We start from the raw sequence: 16,345 nt of genomic DNA on the forward strand, positions 1-16,345 counted from the left end.
TGTGTAAGAAATGATTGTAAAATTTTCAGCCTAAAAAAAAGTGGAATTCACCCTTGGTCGGATTTATTTGCCCTTTATCAATTACTATTAACACTTTATCGATTTCTAGTGCTATCCAGACAAAAAAGTAAGTTAAATGTTTATTTTTAGAATGTTAAAAATGCTGCTTTTTTAGTTAAAAATAACCTATAATAGTTTCCCCAAAACTACTATTATCTATTACTTAAATTACAGTTGAAGTAATTTTCAGCTAACACTAATGTTGTGCTATCTGATTTAATTAGGAAGTACCTCAAATGAATTATTCGTACATTATTATTGACGACAATCAAGAAAATGTTTTGGAGACTAAGGCTATTGCTGATGGTTTTTCAGAACTTTCCTTTTTGGGGTCAGCGAATAATTATGAAGAAGGGTTGAATTTGATATTAGAATACAATCCAAAATTGGTTTTTCTAGAGATTGATCCCGTCAACAAAAAGAGTAATTTGTCTCTGTTACTTATTAATGAGTTGTATCGTTATCTCAAAGTAGTTCCAAAAATTATTATTACAACCAGCAAAAAAGAATTGGCCTTTGATGCAATTCAATATGGAGTAGCCGATTACATGCTAAAGCCTGTTTCTAGAATTAACTTGGTCAAATCGATACTCAAGTTAGAAAAGTCAAATAGTATTGAAGTATCTGTTCCAATACAACCGCAGATTGAAATAGAAGCAGTTGCTGCAGATGTAATTAAGGAAGAACTTCCTAATAAAAGCGAACCACTAATATTGTGTATCAAATCTTATGGAGATTACAGGTACATAGACGCAAGAGATATCCGCTACTTGCAAGCCGATAATAATTCGACCGACATCCATTTAAATACAGGAGAAACGGTTACTGCTTTTAAAACCTTAAAACATTTTGAGAATGTTTTGTCTTTTCCTTTTGTTCGAATTCATAATAGTTATATTATAAACAGTCAATCTGTTTCCAGAATTCATACAGGAAATGCCGTTTGTTATATTAAGAATTCGAATATAAAAATACCTTTTTCCAAGTCTTATAAAACGAATATTGATCTTATAATTTCTGAAATTTCTAACGGAAATTACCTCGAAATTTAAAAAACAGTCATCTACCATGATTTGGGGTTCATTCACTCACAAACGACCGCATTCTACCATAAACACTTAAAAACACGATAATAACAAGGGTAAGCTATGTAATTTTACTACAAGAAAAAGCAATATAAGCAATTTCGCCAAGCAAGTAAAAACATTTAAAAAACATAAATTACCCAAATTATGAAAAAATCTATCGTAACAATCGGATTGTTCTCTTTAATGATGATCTTAACATCTTTCACAAACTCTGAATCTTCAACTAATGATGGAGGAGGAAAAAGAGACATTAAAACTGACTTTACATCTAATGATGGAGGAGGAAAGAGAGATATTAAAACCGACTTTACAGCTAATGACGGAGGAGGAAAAAGAGATATTAAAACTGACTTTACATATAGTGATGGAGGAGGAAAAAGAGATATTAAAACTGATTAATTATTATAAATAAAAATAAAAAAAGGCTGTCAATTTTGACAGCCTTTTTTTATTTTATAAACTTAAATTAGTATTTTTGGAAAAATTGATAAATCCTATTGGAAAAAAAATACTTGAAATCTTTCTTTTGGGTGTCATTATTTCTTTTTTTTGGGTGTGTCCAAAAAAAAGAGAATAATGAAGTTCCTAATATAGCTAACGATAGTCTTGCTATCTATTTTAATTTAGCTAATAACTTTGAGCTCCCAATAAAAAAAAGACAAGAATATATTAATAAAGCTAATGATATTGTAATTAACCAAGAGGATGATTCTTTAAATCGAGTAAATCTCTTCAAAATAGCCAATAGGTATTTTAATATTAATAATTGGAAAGATTATAAAAGGACAGTTGATTTAGTTTTAGAAAATTCCGTAAAAGCAACAGATACTATTGGTATTGCTAAGGCTTATGGGTACTTGGGTGATTATTACAGAGTAAAATTAGTTTCTGATTCTTCTTTTTTATTTTATTATAAGGCAGAAAAAATGTATGGAAGCCTTAATAATGAATTTGAGTTAGCTAAAACACTTCTTAATAAAGCTGATTTATTATTTAGAATTGGGGATTTAATAGGTAGTGAGAAGGAAATATTTAGAATATTAAGACTGGTAAAAAATTATGATAATAAGATTGTAAATGAAATTTACTATGATGCTTATAATACATTGGGTTTAGTTTATAATGCAATGGGTGAATATGAAAATGCTATTTTGTATCATAAAAAAGCATTAAAAATTTTAGATGAAACTCAAATAATAGGAAAAAGTCAAACAATGGCTATTTCTTATTTGAATCTAGGGATGGTGTATTCAAAATTAAAAGATTATAAACTGGCTAATAATTATTTCTTAAAAGGCATTGAGCAGCAAAAAATAGATAATCAAGATCCGAAAATTTATGCTTTATTATTGGATAATTTAGGATATTCAAAATTTAAATTACAGGATGATAGTGGACTGCCTGATTTATTTTATACATCTTTAAAAATAAGAGATAGTTTAAAGCTGTATTCAGAAATACCTTCAAATAAGATTCATCTTTCGGAGTATTATCACTATAAAAACGATAAGGTTAAATCTTTAAAATTTGCTAATGAGGCACTTGTGTTAGCTAGAAAGATGAACATAGCTAGAGAGACCCTGCTGGCTTTAAAACAAATTACTGTTGTTGATCCTCAAAATGCATCTAGTTACACAAAAGAATACATTCGAATTAATGAAGAGTTGCAACAATATGAGCGAAAAATCGGGGAAAAATTTTCTCGTATTCAATATGATACCGATCAGATAAAAGGCGAGAATACGGATTTAGAAACTAAGAATCGTAAACTGGTTTATTTTTTTAGTGGTTTGACCATCTTAGGTCTTTTTCTTTATATCATCAAATCACAAAAAGCCAAGACCAGAGAGTTGTTGTACAAACAGCAGCAACAAAAAGCCAATGAGGATATTTACAATTTGATGATCTCTCAGCAAAATACAATTGAGGCTAACCGCGTTCAAGAAAAAAAACGTGTTGCGCAAGAATTGCATGATGGTGTTTTAGGCAGAATGTTTGGCGTGAGAATGAATTTAGAAGGCTTAAATCAATTCAATGATGATTTAGCAGTTACTCAGCGGCATGATTATTTATCAGAATTGAAAAATATTGAACAAGATATTCGTGAAATTTCACATGATTTGAATAGGGAAAAATCAGAATTAATTAATAACTTCGTTGCAATTGTAGACAATCTTTTTGAAGAACAAAGAAAAACATTTCCTTCTAAATTGATTTCTAGCATAGATTCAACTATAAAATGGGATTTGGCTGTCAATTCAGTGAAGATTAATCTGTACAGAATTATTCAAGAATCTTTACAGAATATTAATAAATATGCAAATGCTTCAACAATAAAAGTAGAACTTAAAAAACAGGAAAATAATATTATATTAACAATTACAGACAATGGTGTTGGTTTTAATGTGAATCTTAAAAAGAAAGGAATTGGTTTGCAAAATATGATTTCACGTGCAAAAGAATGTAAAGGAGAATTTAATGTGCAATCTAAAAAAGACGAAGGAACCACAATCACTGTTAGTATTCCAATAGGATAACCCTAAATACCTATATACTAAATGACAATTGAACCAGCTGCAACAAAGCTAAAAAAGAATATCTTAATTGTTGACGATCATCCTTTTATCATTCAAGGATATAAAAATGCTATCACTAGATATAATCCAGAAAATTATGATTTTGTGATTTCAGAAGCCAAAGATTGTCAATCAGCTTTTGGGTTGATTACTAATACGGATTCTTTAGTATTTGATATTGCTTTTTTAGACATCAGTATGCCATCTTATGAAGAAGAAGGATTGTATTCTGGAGAAGATTTAGCGAAGTTAATTTTGCAATACATGCCTAATTGTAAAATTATTATGCTAACCATGTTTACTGAATTTTTGAAGTTAAAAACACTCATTAATAATGTAAATCCAAGAGGTTTAGTTATTAAAAACGATTTAACTTTTGATGAATTATTGAATACTTTTGATAAGGTAATTAACGATCAAACGTATTATAGTAAGTCTATTTTAGAAATGCTTAGTTCTCATGATAATTCAATTGAAATTGATTTATTCGACAAACAAATATTATTTCATTTGTCCAAAGGAACGAAGATTCAGGACATACCTCAATTTGTGCCTATATCTTTAAATGCAATTGAATCAAGAAAAACGAATCTTAAAGAATTACTAGAAGTTGTAAACGGCGATGATGTTGATCTTGTAAAAGCAGCCAAAAATAAAGGATTAATTTTTTAAACAAAAATCCGTCTCATTTAGAATGGAGACGGATTTTTATTTTTTATTCACTCAAAGCATTCCAGCCACGCGCTTTTAATGGAATTTTAGTATTGGCACGAGTAACTAGATGAATTCCTTCACTCTCTTCGGTCATATGTCCAATGATTGAAAAATTAGGATTTCCTTTAATTTTATCAAAATCATCAATGGGGATAGTGAATAATAATTCATAATCTTCACCACCGTTGATAGCCACCGTTGTGCTGTCAATATCAAATTCTTCACATACATTGATGAATTGTGGATCAAGAGGCAATTTGTCTTCGTATAAATTACAACCCACTTTAGATTGTTTACACAAATGAATAATTTCGGATGACAATCCATCTGAAATATCAATCATCGATGTTGGTTTTATTTCTAAGGCGTGCAATAAAGTACGAACGTCTTTGCGAGCTTCTGGTTTTAATTGACGTTCAATTAAATAAGTATATAATTCTAAATCAGGTTGCGAATTTGGGTTTACCTGGAAAACTTGTTTTTCTCTTTCTAAAACCTGCAATCCCATATAAGCCGCGCCAATATCACCAGTAACTACTAATAAATCGGTTGATTTTGCTCCATTTCTATACACAATTTCTTCTTCATCTGCTTCACCTAAAACTGTAATGCTGATAATTAATCCTTTTTGAGAAGAAGTCGTATCGCCCCCAATAACATCTACTTTGTATTCATTTGCAGCAAGTGTAATTCCGTGAAACAATTCTTCCATAGCTTCTAATGGAAAACGATTGGAAACCGCAACTGAAACGGTAATTTGAGTTGCTTTGGCATTCATTGCACAAATGTCTGAAACATTCGAAACAACAGCTTTGTAACCCAAATGTTTCAACGGCATATAAGCAAGGTCAAAATGAACACCTTCGACCATAATGTCAGTAGAAACCACTACTTTTTTGTCTTTGAAATCCAAAACTGCAGCATCATCACCAATTCCTTTTAAGGTAGAAGCTTGGCTGATTTCAAAATTTTTAGTCAAATGGTCTATCAATCCAAATTCGCCCAATTGAGCAATGCTTGTACGTTGTGGGTTTTTATCTTCAATCATGGGTATTGCGAGGAACGAACTAATCTTCGTTCACTTTGATTTAATTTATTAATAATATTCAAAGGCACAAAGATACAAAGATGGAAAGGTTTTGGCTAATTAAAAAAATCCAGAAAATGAATTGTTTTAAATGGTGATTGTTATTCGGTTTTTTTGCATCTTTAATTCCAATTAAAATTTAAAAAAATGAAATCATTTGATATAGTTACACTAACAGTCAATCCAGCAATTGATAAAAGTACTCACTTGAAAGGCTTAGTTCCAGAACAGAAAATAAGATGTGAAGCGCCAAGATATGATGCTGGCGGAGGCGGAATTAATGTTTCAAAGGCTATTTCAAGATTAGGTGGAAGTTCACTAGCGTTATTTACAGCTGGAGGTTTTACAGGTAAATTACTTGAAGAATTAATCAATAAAGAAGGGATTTCGTCTAAAACTATTGAAGTTGAAGCCTGGACTAGAGAAAATTTCATCGCAGTGGATGATAATACTAATTCGCAGTATCGTTTTGGTTTTCCAGGTGGTAAAATTTCGTCAGAAGAAGCACAAAAAATATTGAATTCGATTTCCAATTTAGATACTCAGTTTTTAGTCGTTAGCGGAAGTTTGAACGAAGGATTATCCAATGATTTTTATCAAGAAATTGCAAAGAATACCAAGGCAAAATTAATTATTGATACTTCGGGCGAAGCTTTGAAAAAAGTTTTAAAAACAGGTGTTTTTTTAATCAAACCTAATGTAGGCGAACTAGCCCGATTAATAGGTAAAGAACGATTAGAGTTAAATGAAATAAATGATGCCGCAAAACAAATCATTGCGGATGGTGGTGCTGAAATCGTAGTAGTTTCATTAGGACCACAAGGAGCTGCATTGGTTACAAAAGATGTTTATGAATATGTTCCAGCACCTAATGTTGTTAAAAAAAGCACCGTAGGAGCAGGAGATAGTATGGTGGGCGGAATGGTTTGGGCTTTGTCTCAAAACAAAAGTTTAAAAGAAGTCATCCGTTGGGGAGTAGCCTGTGGTTCGGCAGCAACAATGAATGAAGGGACGCAATTGTTCAAATTAGAAGATGCCAAACGATTGTTTGAGTGGTTGCAAAAAAAATAAAATTACTACTGACAAACTGTTGTCACTAGCCGTGTCTAATTTTGAAGAAGTAAAAATTAAAACTTTAAAATTATGAAAACATTAGCTGCACAAGTAATTACTCCTGAAGATTTATTGCAACACTGGCAAGGACATCGTGCCTTAACGCGTCGTGTGATTGAGTTGTTTCCAGAAAAAGATTTCTTCGAATTTTCAATTGGAGGAATGCGACCTCTTTCGAAATTGACTGATGAGCTTTTGGCAATTGCCGTTCCTGGACTCAAGGGAATTGTAAACAAAGAAATCAAGCCATTTGCCGAGGAATCAGAGAAATTAATTTTTAAAGCGCAATATCTTGAAAAATGGGATGAAGCAACAGCAGAAATCAATCAGTATTGGGAAAAATTAGCGATAGAAGATTTTAATGAAACCTTTAATTTGTTTGGACAATATGAATTCCCTGTAATTCAAAATATTTTATATTTTATTGATAACGAAGTGCATCATCGCGGTCAAGCTTATGTATACATGCGTGCGTTAGGCATTGAACCTCCTTTTTTCTGGGAAAGATAAAAACTAAAAAAGCTCCTAAGATGAAATTCATTTTAGGAGCTTTTTTATAAAAGTCGTTGTTTATTTATTTCCAATAATTCCAGAATTCTGGTTTTCAATTTTTCTGGTTCCAATATGCTAGCATAATCTCCAAACATCAAATACCAGCGCGAAAATCCTTCCAAAGTAGCACAAGACATAAATGTCATTTCGATTTTGTCATCTATTTTCTTTTCAGAAACAAAGCCATGGTATTTTCGCTCGGAGGTTAAATATTTAGCAATTTTTTTATCTACAAGAATTCGAATTTTAGTAGTCGGAATATTTTTGCTTTTATCCAAATACGTTTCTAATGCATCGTGCTCTATAGAGAAAGGAATTTCTGTTTTTTTGATTTCGTGAATTCGATCGGCTCGAAACTGACGATAATCCTTTCGCAAATGGCAATAACCAAGCATATACCAATTGTTGTTGTCGTGAAAAAGGCCAACTGCTTCAATATTTCGTTCCGTAATTTCATCTGCATCAATGGCTTGATAGGAAAGAATTACTTGTGTTTTCTCGGCTATACTTTCAAAAATTATGGCTAAAGTATTCGGTGATTTATCATTAAAAAGTTTTTCTGAAGACTGCATTAAAACATTCGATTCAATGCTGGAAACCCAGTCTTTATCATCACTTCTAAGTACAGCTTTTAGTTTATACATCGCTGAAGCGTAATGATTTCCAAGAGTGACATCCGTAAATTTCTGCATTAGTTTTTCAGCAGCAATAAAACTGCTGGCTTCTTCTCTCGTAAACATTACAGGAGGCAATCGATAGCCGTCCATTAAAGCATAACCTACGCCCGCTTCACTGTAAATAGGAACTCCCGAAGCTTCTAAAGTGCGAATGTCACGATAAATAGTTCTCAAACTCACCTCAAACCGATTTGCCAATTCCTGTGCTTTTACAATTTTTTTGGATTGCAATTGAATAAGAATGGCAACAATGCGGTCAAATCGTTTTGGGGTTTCATCCATTTTTTGGAGGTTCTGAGTTACTAAGATTTTGAGAGGCTAAGATACAAAGCTTCGTAATAAAAAAACCTGACAATTTTCATCGTCAGGTTTCCTCTTTATTCTTTGTTCTTTCTTCTAATTTTTAGAAAAAAGATTAGTTGTTCAATTTAAAAACAGCCATAAATGCTTCTTTTGGAATTTCTAATTTTCAAGTAAAATCAAATCCAACTCTTCAATATTTTTAAATCCTTTGTCAGAAGTAATTAATGGAATTTGGAAAAGAATACACGTTGAGGCAATTATTGCATCGGGTAGTTTTATAGAATGCTTTTGTTTTAATTTGATAGTTTGAAGTTTAATGTCTTCACTAAAGTTAAAAATAAAACTATCTTTTAATAAATTTTAAGGATTTTTCTTCCTGTTTAGAAATGTTTTTATGACCAAGAAGTTCTATTTCTGAAATAAAAGAAACGCCAAAATTATAATTCAAAAAGGGTTCAATAAAAGGCTTTCCTTCATGTAAATAAATCAGGAAATTAGTGTCGGCTAAAAAATCAATCTTCATTTTTCCTTGTTTCCAATTGATATTCTAATCCGTCAATATTTCGTTTTAGTTTTCCAAAATGTTTAGAAAGGTTACCTTTTTTAGAAGCAGATTTCTCTTTTTTTTCTAAAATAGTATCAATTTCTTTTTTGGTGTTTTTCTTTTTTATAATCAAGACCATAACTAAAATTTTTATTAAAGTTAAGAAATTTAATTGAACTAAATAAAAAACCTGACAATTTTCATCGTCAGGTTTCCTCTTTATTCTTTGCTCTTTCTTCTATTTTCTAGAAAAAAGATTAGTCATTCAATTTCAAAACAGCCATAAACGCCTCTTGTGGAATTTCAACGTTTCCTACTTGACGCATACGTTTTTTACCTTTTTTCTGTTTTTCCAACAATTTACGTTTACGTGAAATATCTCCACCATAACATTTGGCGGTAACGTCTTTACGAAGTGCTTTTATCGTTTCACGAGCGATAATTTTTGCTCCAATTGCTGCCTGAATTGGAATATCAAATTGCTGTCTCGGAATCAGCTCGCGTAATTTTTCAGTCATTTTTTTACCAATGTGGTAGGCATTATCTTCGTGAATTAAAGCAGAAAGTGCATCAACATTCTGAGCATTTAATAACACATCTAGTTTAACTAATTTAGAAGTTCGCATTCCTATTGGCGTATAATCAAAAGAGGCATAACCTTTAGAAACAGTTTTTAAACGGTCATAGAAATCAAATACAATTTCGGCCAATGGCATGTCAAAATTCAATTCAACTCTTTCTGTTGTCAAATACGTTTGATTGGTAATCAAACCACGTTTTTCGATACACAAACTCATTACATTCCCAACAAAATCAGATTTAGTAATGATAGTGGCTTTAATATACGGTTCTTCCACTCGATCCAGTTTTGATGGTTCCGGTAAGTCAGAAGGATTGTTTACAATCAAAATAGTATCTGGTTCTTTTTTAGTAAACGCATGATACGAAACGTTAGGAACCGTAGTAATTACCGTCATGTCAAACTCACGTTCCAGACGTTCCTGGATAATTTCCATGTGCAACATTCCTAAGAATCCGCAACGGAAACCAAAACCTAAAGCCGCCGAACTTTCTGGAGTAAACACCAGCGAAGCATCGTTCAGTTGTAGTTTTTCCATTGACGAACGTAAATCTTCGTAATCTTCAGTATCCACTGGGTAAATTCCAGCAAAAACCATTGGTTTTACATCCTCAAAACCAGTAATCATATTGGTCGTTGGCGTTTTGGCATCGGTAATAGTATCACCTACTTTTACTTCTTTCGCTTCTTTAATTCCCGAAATCAAGTAACCAACATCACCAGTTGAAATTACATTTTTTGGAACCTGATTTAATTTCAAAGTACCTACTTCATCAGCAAAATATTCATTGCCTGTAGCCATGAATTTAATTTTTTGACCTTTTTTTATTTCTCCATTTTTTACACGGAAAATAACCTCAATTCCTCTAAAAGGATTGTAGTGAGAGTCAAAAATCAATGCTTGCAATGGTTCGTCTTTATTTCCTTTTGGAGCAGGAATTTTTTCGATAATGGCAGCCAGAATATTTTCGACACCAAAACCTGTTTTTCCAGAAGCATGAATAATATCTTCTAGTTTACATCCTAATAAATCAATAATATCATCGCTTACTTCCTCAGGATTAGCCGATGGTAAGTCTACTTTGTTTAACACTGGAATAATTTCCAGATCGTTTTCTAAAGCCAAATATAAGTTCGAAATAGTTTGCGCCTGGATACTTTGTGCAGCATCTACAATTAACAAAGCGCCTTCGCAAGCGGCGATAGAACGAGAAACTTCATACGAAAAATCCACGTGTCCAGGAGTATCAATTAAGTTCAGAATATATTCTTCGCCTTTATAGGTATATTCCATTTGGATCGCATGGCTCTTAATTGTAATTCCACGTTCGCGTTCCAGGTCCATGTTGTCTAGCAATTGCGCTTTTTCTTCACGGGCTGTAACGGTTTGAGTCGCTCCTAATAATCGGTCGGCTAAAGTACTTTTTCCGTGGTCAATATGAGCAATAATGCAAAAATTTCTTATGTGTTTCATCTTCGTAAATCCATCAATTTATAGCCAAAATAGATCAGCATTTTAATATGCAAATATAGTTCAAAGTTTTTAACATTTTTAATTAATATTTTAAGTCATAAATAGTAAAGATTAAACAAATCATAAATGTTTGTAGGTGTAAAAGATGATGTCTTTTTATTGCTAAATTTGTTACCCCTTAAATCTAAAATAAGTGAATTACGATAAGCTAAAAGACAAACTAGAAATCCTTGCTGACGCTGCTAAATATGATGTGTCTTGCTCTTCTAGTGGAGGAAATCGTAAAAATAGCAACAAGGGTCTTGGAGACTCGTCGGCTTCAGGAATTTGCCATACTTATACCGAAGATGGTCGATGTGTTTCGTTATTGAAAATTTTACTGACTAATTTCTGTATTTATGATTGTGCTTATTGCGTTACAAGAAAAAGTAACGACATTGAGCGCGCCGCTTTTACAGTCGAAGAAGTGGTGGATTTGACCATCAATTTTTATAGAAGAAATTACATTGAAGGATTGTTTTTAAGTTCCGGAATTTTTAAAAACGCCGATTATACCATGGAACGTTTGGTTCGTGTTGCCAAAAAATTGCGTTTGGAACATAATTTTAATGGATACATTCATCTAAAAAGTATTCCTGGAGCTTCCGATGATTTAATGCGCGAAGCCGGATTATATGCCGATAGATTGAGTATGAATTTAGAAATCCCAACAGAATCAGGTTTGAAATTATTGGCGCCAGACAAAAATCATCAGGACATGATTAATCCAATGCGTTTTGTGAAAAACGAGTTGATTCAATATAAAGAAGAAAAGAAAAAATTTAAAAGCACGCCAAAATTTGCTCCAGCGGGTCAAAGTACTCAGGTGATTGTGGGTGCAACACAGGAAAATGATTTTCAAATCATTCACGTTGCTGATCATTTTTATAATAATTTCAACATGAAACGGGTATATTATTCGGGTTATGTACCTATTTCTAATGATACTCGATTGCCTGCCATTGGTACTCAGGTTCCGTTAATTCGTGAAAACAGATTGTATCAGGCCGATTGGCTGATGCGTTTTTATGGCTTTAAAGCCAATGAGATTCTGGAAAAAGACAATCCATTTCTTGATTTAGATGTCGACCCAAAAATGGGTTGGGCTTTACGAAACATCACTCAATTTCCGGTAATTATTCAAAGTGCACCTTTAGAAATGATTCTTCGGGTTCCGGGAATTGGAGTAAAATCAGCACATAAAATTGTTCATGCAAGACGATTCCAAAATTTGACGATGGAACATCTTAAGAAAATTGGAGTTTCTGTAAATCGAGCCAAATATTTTATTTCGGTTAGTAATGAAAACATGCATTTAAAATTCCTGAATGCATTGAATTTAAAGGAAATTATTTTAACCGATATGAAATCTAAATTCGAAAAGCCATTTGATAACCAATTATCGCTACTCAATGACGCTACTTTCTTACGATAGTACTTTTGAAGGTTTTTTGACGGCGGTTTTTGAAATCTATGAATTCAAATATTCGAACCCGAAAATTATCAAAAAAGACGATTTACAGCAAAATCTCTTTGCCGATGCTATTGAAATTATTACCGATAATTCAAAATCAGATCGTGTTATAAAAAAACTCAATACGCAATTAGAAAGTGATGGTGTAAGAAGTTTGATTTATGCATTTTTATCTGAAAAACCAGGAATCGAAGACGTACTTTTTAATGTAATCAATTATTCGGTAGAAAATCCTAAACTCAATATTCTGAAAGATTTTGCTAACGATAATGTTTTGCAAATTGTTCAGCTTACCAAAAGTGTTGGTCGAGAAAAACACCGAATGGAAGCATTTGTACGATTCGAACAATTGAAAGATGGTATTTATTTTGCCAAAATTGATCCCGATTTTGATGTTCTGACCTTGATAATTCGGCATTTTAAAAACCGTTATCAGGATCAAAAATGGCTCATTTATGATTTACGCAGAAAATATGGAGTCTATTATGATTTGAAAGATATTGAAATTGTTTCGATGGATTTGGATATAAAATCATTAGAGGATAAAAACAATCAGGTTTTTTCAGAAACGGAACTGAATTACCAAAAACTTTGGTGGGAATATTTTGATCATACTAATATTAAAGAACGAAAAAACACCAGGCTTCACGTTCAACACGTTCCAAAACGCTATTGGAAATACCTTACCGAAAAGAAAATGTTTTAGACTTGAGAACATTTCCGTAATTTTGCAGCAAATTTCAGAAGATGATAAAGATAGGCAACATAGAATTACCCGATTTCCCATTATTACTCGCACCAATGGAGGACGTAAGTGATCCGCCATTTCGTCGTTTGTGTAAAATGCACGGAGCGGATATGATGTATTCTGAATTTATTTCTTCTGAAGGTTTGATTCGTGACGCCATCAAAAGCAGAATGAAATTGGATATTTTTGATTACGAACGTCCTGTGGGAATTCAGATTTTTGGTGGAGATGAAGAAGCTATGGCACTTTCGTCAAAAATTGTGACTACTGTAAATCCGGATTTAATTGATATCAACTTTGGTTGTCCGGTTAAAAAAGTAGTTTGCAAAGGTGCTGGCGCTGGAGTTTTGAAAGATGTTGATTTGATGATCCGTTTAACAAAAGCGGTAATAGATAGTACAAATCTTCCTGTAACGGTAAAAACTCGTTTGGGTTGGGATGACAGTTCGATTAATATTGATGAAGTTGCCGAAAGGTTGCAGGATATTGGTGTGCAAGCGTTGAGTATTCATGCTCGAACTCGTGCTCAGATGTACAAAGGTCATTCCGACTGGTCACATATTGCCAGAGTGAAAAACAATCCTAGAATTACAATGCCAATTTTCGGAAACGGAGATATTGATTCACCAGAAAAAGCATTACAGTATAAAAACGAATACGGTATCGACGGAATCATGATTGGTCGTGCCGCTATTGGTTATCCCTGGATTTTTAACGAAATCAAACATTATTTTAAAACGGGTGAACATTTAGCAAAACCTACTGTGGCTGATAGAGTGGAAGCAGTGCGTAATCACCTGACTTGGGCAATGGACTGGAAAGGAGAACGTTTAGGAATTGTAGAAACCAGACCACATTATACTAATTATTTCAAAGGAATTCATTCTTTTAAAGCCTACAAACAAAAATTAGTCACTTTAGATCGTCCCGAAGAATTATTTGCAGTTTTGAATGAAATTCAGGATGCATATTCGGGTTATGAGGTGGTGTAAGAATTTTAGAATCTAAATTAGTGTTTTCTAAATTTTCGTTATATTTGTTATAAATAGGATTCATTATGAGTGTTCAAACAGAAAAATCTCTTTTAATTGATTTACTTCAAAATATCAATGACGCTTCTATTATTCAGAAAGTGAAGAATTTTGTTTTGCACGAAATTGAACCTGCACCTTTATCAGATAATCAAAAAAAAGAACTGGATAGGAGGATAACAGATCATCGAGAAAATCCTAAATCTGGAGTAGATGCATTTGAGTTTTTAGATTCTTTAAAATCTAAATATGAGTTGTAATAAACTCATATTAAAACAAATGTAGCGGTTGAAATTGAAGATGTAATTTCTTTTTATGCTTCGAAAAATAGTATTCTAGCCAAACGAATAGAAAAAGAAATACGATTGGCTTTTAAAACTATCGTCAAAAATCCTGAAAGTTTTCAGTGTCGCTATTCAGAAATCAGAATATTTTGGTTGAATAAATTTCCTTACGGTTTGTATTATATTTGGGAAAATGACGAAGTGGTTGTTTTAGCATTTTGGCATTCTAAAGAAGATATTCCTAATAAACTTCCAAAGATTTTATAAATTATTCCAACAATTTTTTACTTACACGACTACTTGCAATAAGGGAAGCAATAAATCCAAGAGAAACAATTGTTGCCATAACAATTAGTACATTTTCTATCGAAAAAACAACAGGATAAGCTAATGTTGGAGTAATCATTATAAGTTTGAAATGCTGTTGTACAAGTACAATGATAATTCCTAAAACGAGTCCGATAATTCCACCTATAAGACTTAATAAAGTACCTTGAAGTAAAAATATTTTTCGCAAGTTTTTAATTTCAATTCCCAGGTTAAAAAGGGTTTTTAAGTTTCCTTTTTTGTCCAGAATCATCATAATTAATGCGCCAATAAGATTGAATAATGCCACTACTATTACAAGCGTAAAAATGAGGTAGACAGCAATATTCTCGGTATTCAACATTTTGTAGAGTGATTCGTTGAGTTGCGCTCTGTTTTTAATAGTTGCTTTTCCTTTAAAAACATTATTCAGCTTTTGGATAATTGCATTTTCATCGGCATTGGGTTTTTCTTTGAGCTCAATTGCCGAAATTTGATTGCTTTTGTATTCCAATAATTCCTGAGTTAAACCTAAATCGGCAAAAACATATTTAGAATCCAGATCTTCGTTGATAGCATAAATACCAATAGGGAAAATCTCCGATTTATTAAAAGCTTGTTCGGCATTTTCAATAGTTCCTTTCCCTGCTTTGGGAACTAAAACTTCTAAATGTTTGTTAAAGTCTAGTAAACCTAAGGAGAGTTTTTGAACAAAACCAAAACCCACAACTACCTGACGAGTGTCTTCTTCAAGCCATTGTCCGGTGTAAATTATTTTATCCAAATTATTGACTTTGCTGTAGTTTTTATCAACGCCTTTTAAATAAGTTACTTCTTGTTTGTTGTCAAAAGTAAATAAAACGCGTTCTTCAATAATTTTAGAATAAGAAACCAAACCGTAAATTTTCTTGATTTCGGCTTCTTGTTCTGGAGTAATAAAAAAAGATTTGCCTAGAGTGCTTGATATTTTTAAATCGGGATCAATATCATTACTAAACGAAAGACTAAAAACTTTTAGTCCGCTAAAAACCGATAAAACCACAAACAAAGCCATTGCACCAACAATGATTCCCATGCTCGCGATGCGATTAATAATGTTAATGGCATTGTTTTTACTATTGCTACGAATGTAACGTTTGGCTATGTATAGCGGAAAATTCAAACTTTATTGAAATTTACGTTTCTCTAATAAATCCCTGTTTTCAATTGGGTTTTCTTGATTTTTCAAAGCGTTGTTAATTTTTTCAATATAATCCAAAGAGTCATCGATAAAGAAAACTAAATTAGGAACTCTTCTTAATTGTTTGCTCACTCTTTGTGCTAAATCATGCTTAATCAACTGCGTATTCGATTTAATTCCGTCCAAAGTTTCCTGTGCTTTTTCTTGAGGAAAAACGCTCAAATATACTGTAGCCACAGATAAATCAGAAGTCACCGATACTTTGGATACCGAAATAACCAAATTACTAACTCCATTTTTTCTCACTTCACCTTGCAGGATATCCACCAAATCTTTTTGGATAACTCCGCCTATTTTTTTCTGTCTGTTTGTTTCCATAGTGCAAAAATACTACTTTTAAAGATTAAATAAGCAATTTTATAATTTCTGATTTTTAGGAGCTATTTCCCGCTATTCGTTTCAATCTTTTCTTGTCTCAAAAAAAGGAGACAAGAAAAGGATTTCCACTGCTATCG

General features: G+C 32.3%; 19 protein-coding genes. 11 read left to right on the forward strand and 8 right to left on the reverse strand.

Annotated elements, in window-relative coordinates; genetic code table 11:
- Positions 1-296: 296 nt before the first annotated feature.
- The 4 genes from AAGV33_RS14260 (at position 297) to AAGV33_RS14275 (ending at position 4,396) form a co-directional block, all read left to right on the forward strand.
- Positions 297-1,112, forward strand: coding sequence for a LytR/AlgR family response regulator transcription factor (locus AAGV33_RS14260; RefSeq protein WP_373392849.1), 816 nt, complete (start codon positions 297-299; stop codon positions 1,110-1,112).
- 219 nt (positions 1,113-1,331) lie between these two features.
- Positions 1,332-1,547: a hypothetical protein gene (locus AAGV33_RS14265; protein WP_373392851.1), complete on the forward strand. Its 216-nt coding sequence runs from the start codon at positions 1,332-1,334 to the stop codon at positions 1,545-1,547.
- Between the two features lie 98 nt (positions 1,548-1,645).
- Complete coding sequence (locus tag AAGV33_RS14270) at positions 1,646-3,685, forward strand: tetratricopeptide repeat-containing sensor histidine kinase (RefSeq protein ID WP_373392852.1); 2,040 nt, start codon at positions 1,646-1,648, stop codon at positions 3,683-3,685.
- 21 nt (positions 3,686-3,706) lie between these two features.
- Complete coding sequence (locus AAGV33_RS14275; RefSeq protein ID WP_373392853.1) at positions 3,707-4,396, forward strand: response regulator; 690 nt, start codon at positions 3,707-3,709, stop codon at positions 4,394-4,396.
- 43 nt (positions 4,397-4,439) lie between these two features.
- Here the strand turns inward: AAGV33_RS14275 and thiL are convergent, their stop codons facing one another.
- Positions 4,440-5,486, reverse strand: a complete 1,047-nt coding sequence (gene thiL / locus AAGV33_RS14280; RefSeq protein ID WP_373392855.1) for a thiamine-phosphate kinase — start codon at positions 5,484-5,486, stop codon at positions 4,440-4,442.
- Positions 5,487-5,672: 186 nt separating this feature from the next.
- On the opposite strand from thiL, the gene AAGV33_RS14285 reads away from it, so the two are divergent.
- Together AAGV33_RS14285 and AAGV33_RS14290 are read left to right on the forward strand one after the other, a co-directional pair.
- Positions 5,673-6,596: a 1-phosphofructokinase family hexose kinase gene (locus tag AAGV33_RS14285; RefSeq protein ID WP_373392856.1), complete on the forward strand. Its 924-nt coding sequence runs from the start codon at positions 5,673-5,675 to the stop codon at positions 6,594-6,596.
- Positions 6,597-6,668: 72 nt separating this feature from the next.
- On the forward strand, positions 6,669-7,148 hold the full coding sequence (locus tag AAGV33_RS14290) for a DinB family protein (protein WP_373392858.1): 480 nt from the start codon (positions 6,669-6,671) through the stop codon (positions 7,146-7,148).
- A 44-nt stretch (positions 7,149-7,192) separates the two neighbouring features.
- Here the strand turns inward: AAGV33_RS14290 and AAGV33_RS14295 are convergent, their stop codons facing one another.
- The 5 genes from AAGV33_RS14295 to lepA form a co-directional block, all read right to left on the reverse strand.
- Positions 7,193-8,149, reverse strand: coding sequence for a helix-turn-helix transcriptional regulator (locus AAGV33_RS14295; RefSeq protein ID WP_373392860.1), 957 nt, complete (start codon positions 8,147-8,149; stop codon positions 7,193-7,195).
- 180 nt (positions 8,150-8,329) lie between these two features.
- The gene (locus AAGV33_RS14300) at positions 8,330-8,509 is read right to left on the reverse strand and encodes a PIN domain-containing protein (RefSeq protein ID WP_373392878.1); all 180 of its coding nucleotides are present in this window, start codon (positions 8,507-8,509) and stop codon (positions 8,330-8,332) included.
- A gap of 4 nt (positions 8,510-8,513) precedes the next feature.
- Positions 8,514-8,693 (reverse strand): PIN domain-containing protein, encoded by a 180-nt coding sequence (locus AAGV33_RS14305; protein ID WP_373392861.1) that lies wholly within the window; start codon positions 8,691-8,693, stop codon positions 8,514-8,516.
- Entirely contained in the window at positions 8,683-8,853 is a 171-nt protein-coding gene (locus tag AAGV33_RS14310; protein WP_373392863.1) for a hypothetical protein, read from the reverse strand. Before AAGV33_RS14310 ends, AAGV33_RS14305 begins: the two co-directional genes overlap by 11 nt.
- Positions 8,854-8,971: 118 nt before the next feature.
- On the reverse strand, positions 8,972-10,768 hold the full coding sequence (lepA, locus tag AAGV33_RS14315) for a translation elongation factor 4 (protein WP_373392865.1): 1,797 nt from the start codon (positions 10,766-10,768) through the stop codon (positions 8,972-8,974).
- A 193-nt stretch (positions 10,769-10,961) separates the two neighbouring features.
- On the opposite strand from lepA, the gene AAGV33_RS14320 reads away from it, so the two are divergent.
- From AAGV33_RS14320 to AAGV33_RS14340, 5 genes are all read left to right on the forward strand, one after another.
- Positions 10,962-12,242 carry a putative DNA modification/repair radical SAM protein gene (locus tag AAGV33_RS14320; RefSeq protein ID WP_373392866.1) on the forward strand — a complete coding sequence of 427 codons (1,281 nt, stop codon included), beginning with the start codon at positions 10,962-10,964 and terminating at the stop codon, positions 12,240-12,242.
- Positions 12,220-12,987, forward strand: a complete 768-nt coding sequence (locus AAGV33_RS14325; RefSeq protein WP_373392868.1) for a TIGR03915 family putative DNA repair protein — start codon at positions 12,220-12,222, stop codon at positions 12,985-12,987. Before AAGV33_RS14320 ends, AAGV33_RS14325 begins: the two co-directional genes overlap by 23 nt.
- Before the next feature lie 41 nt (positions 12,988-13,028).
- Positions 13,029-14,021, forward strand: a complete 993-nt coding sequence (gene dusB / locus AAGV33_RS14330; protein WP_373392870.1) for a tRNA dihydrouridine synthase DusB — start codon at positions 13,029-13,031, stop codon at positions 14,019-14,021.
- A 65-nt stretch (positions 14,022-14,086) separates the two neighbouring features.
- Positions 14,087-14,320: an addiction module protein gene (locus tag AAGV33_RS14335; RefSeq protein ID WP_373392872.1), complete on the forward strand. Its 234-nt coding sequence runs from the start codon at positions 14,087-14,089 to the stop codon at positions 14,318-14,320.
- Positions 14,321-14,353: 33 nt separating this feature from the next.
- A complete protein-coding gene (locus AAGV33_RS14340; RefSeq protein ID WP_373392879.1) occupies positions 14,354-14,611 on the forward strand; it encodes a type II toxin-antitoxin system RelE/ParE family toxin in 258 nt (85 codons plus the stop codon).
- A 1-nt stretch (position 14,612) separates the two neighbouring features.
- Here the strand turns inward: AAGV33_RS14340 and AAGV33_RS14345 are convergent, their stop codons facing one another.
- Together AAGV33_RS14345 and rbfA are read right to left on the reverse strand one after the other, a co-directional pair.
- On the reverse strand, positions 14,613-15,812 hold the full coding sequence (locus AAGV33_RS14345) for an ABC transporter permease (RefSeq protein ID WP_373392874.1): 1,200 nt from the start codon (positions 15,810-15,812) through the stop codon (positions 14,613-14,615).
- Between the two features lie 3 nt (positions 15,813-15,815).
- Positions 15,816-16,208 carry a 30S ribosome-binding factor RbfA gene (gene rbfA, locus AAGV33_RS14350; protein WP_373392875.1) on the reverse strand — a complete coding sequence of 131 codons (393 nt, stop codon included), beginning with the start codon at positions 16,206-16,208 and terminating at the stop codon, positions 15,816-15,818.
- Between the last annotated feature and the right edge of the window lie 137 nt (positions 16,209-16,345).

This window comes from Flavobacterium magnesitis (assembly GCF_041729735.1).
Lineage (GTDB): Bacteria > Bacteroidota > Bacteroidia > Flavobacteriales > Flavobacteriaceae > Flavobacterium > Flavobacterium magnesitis.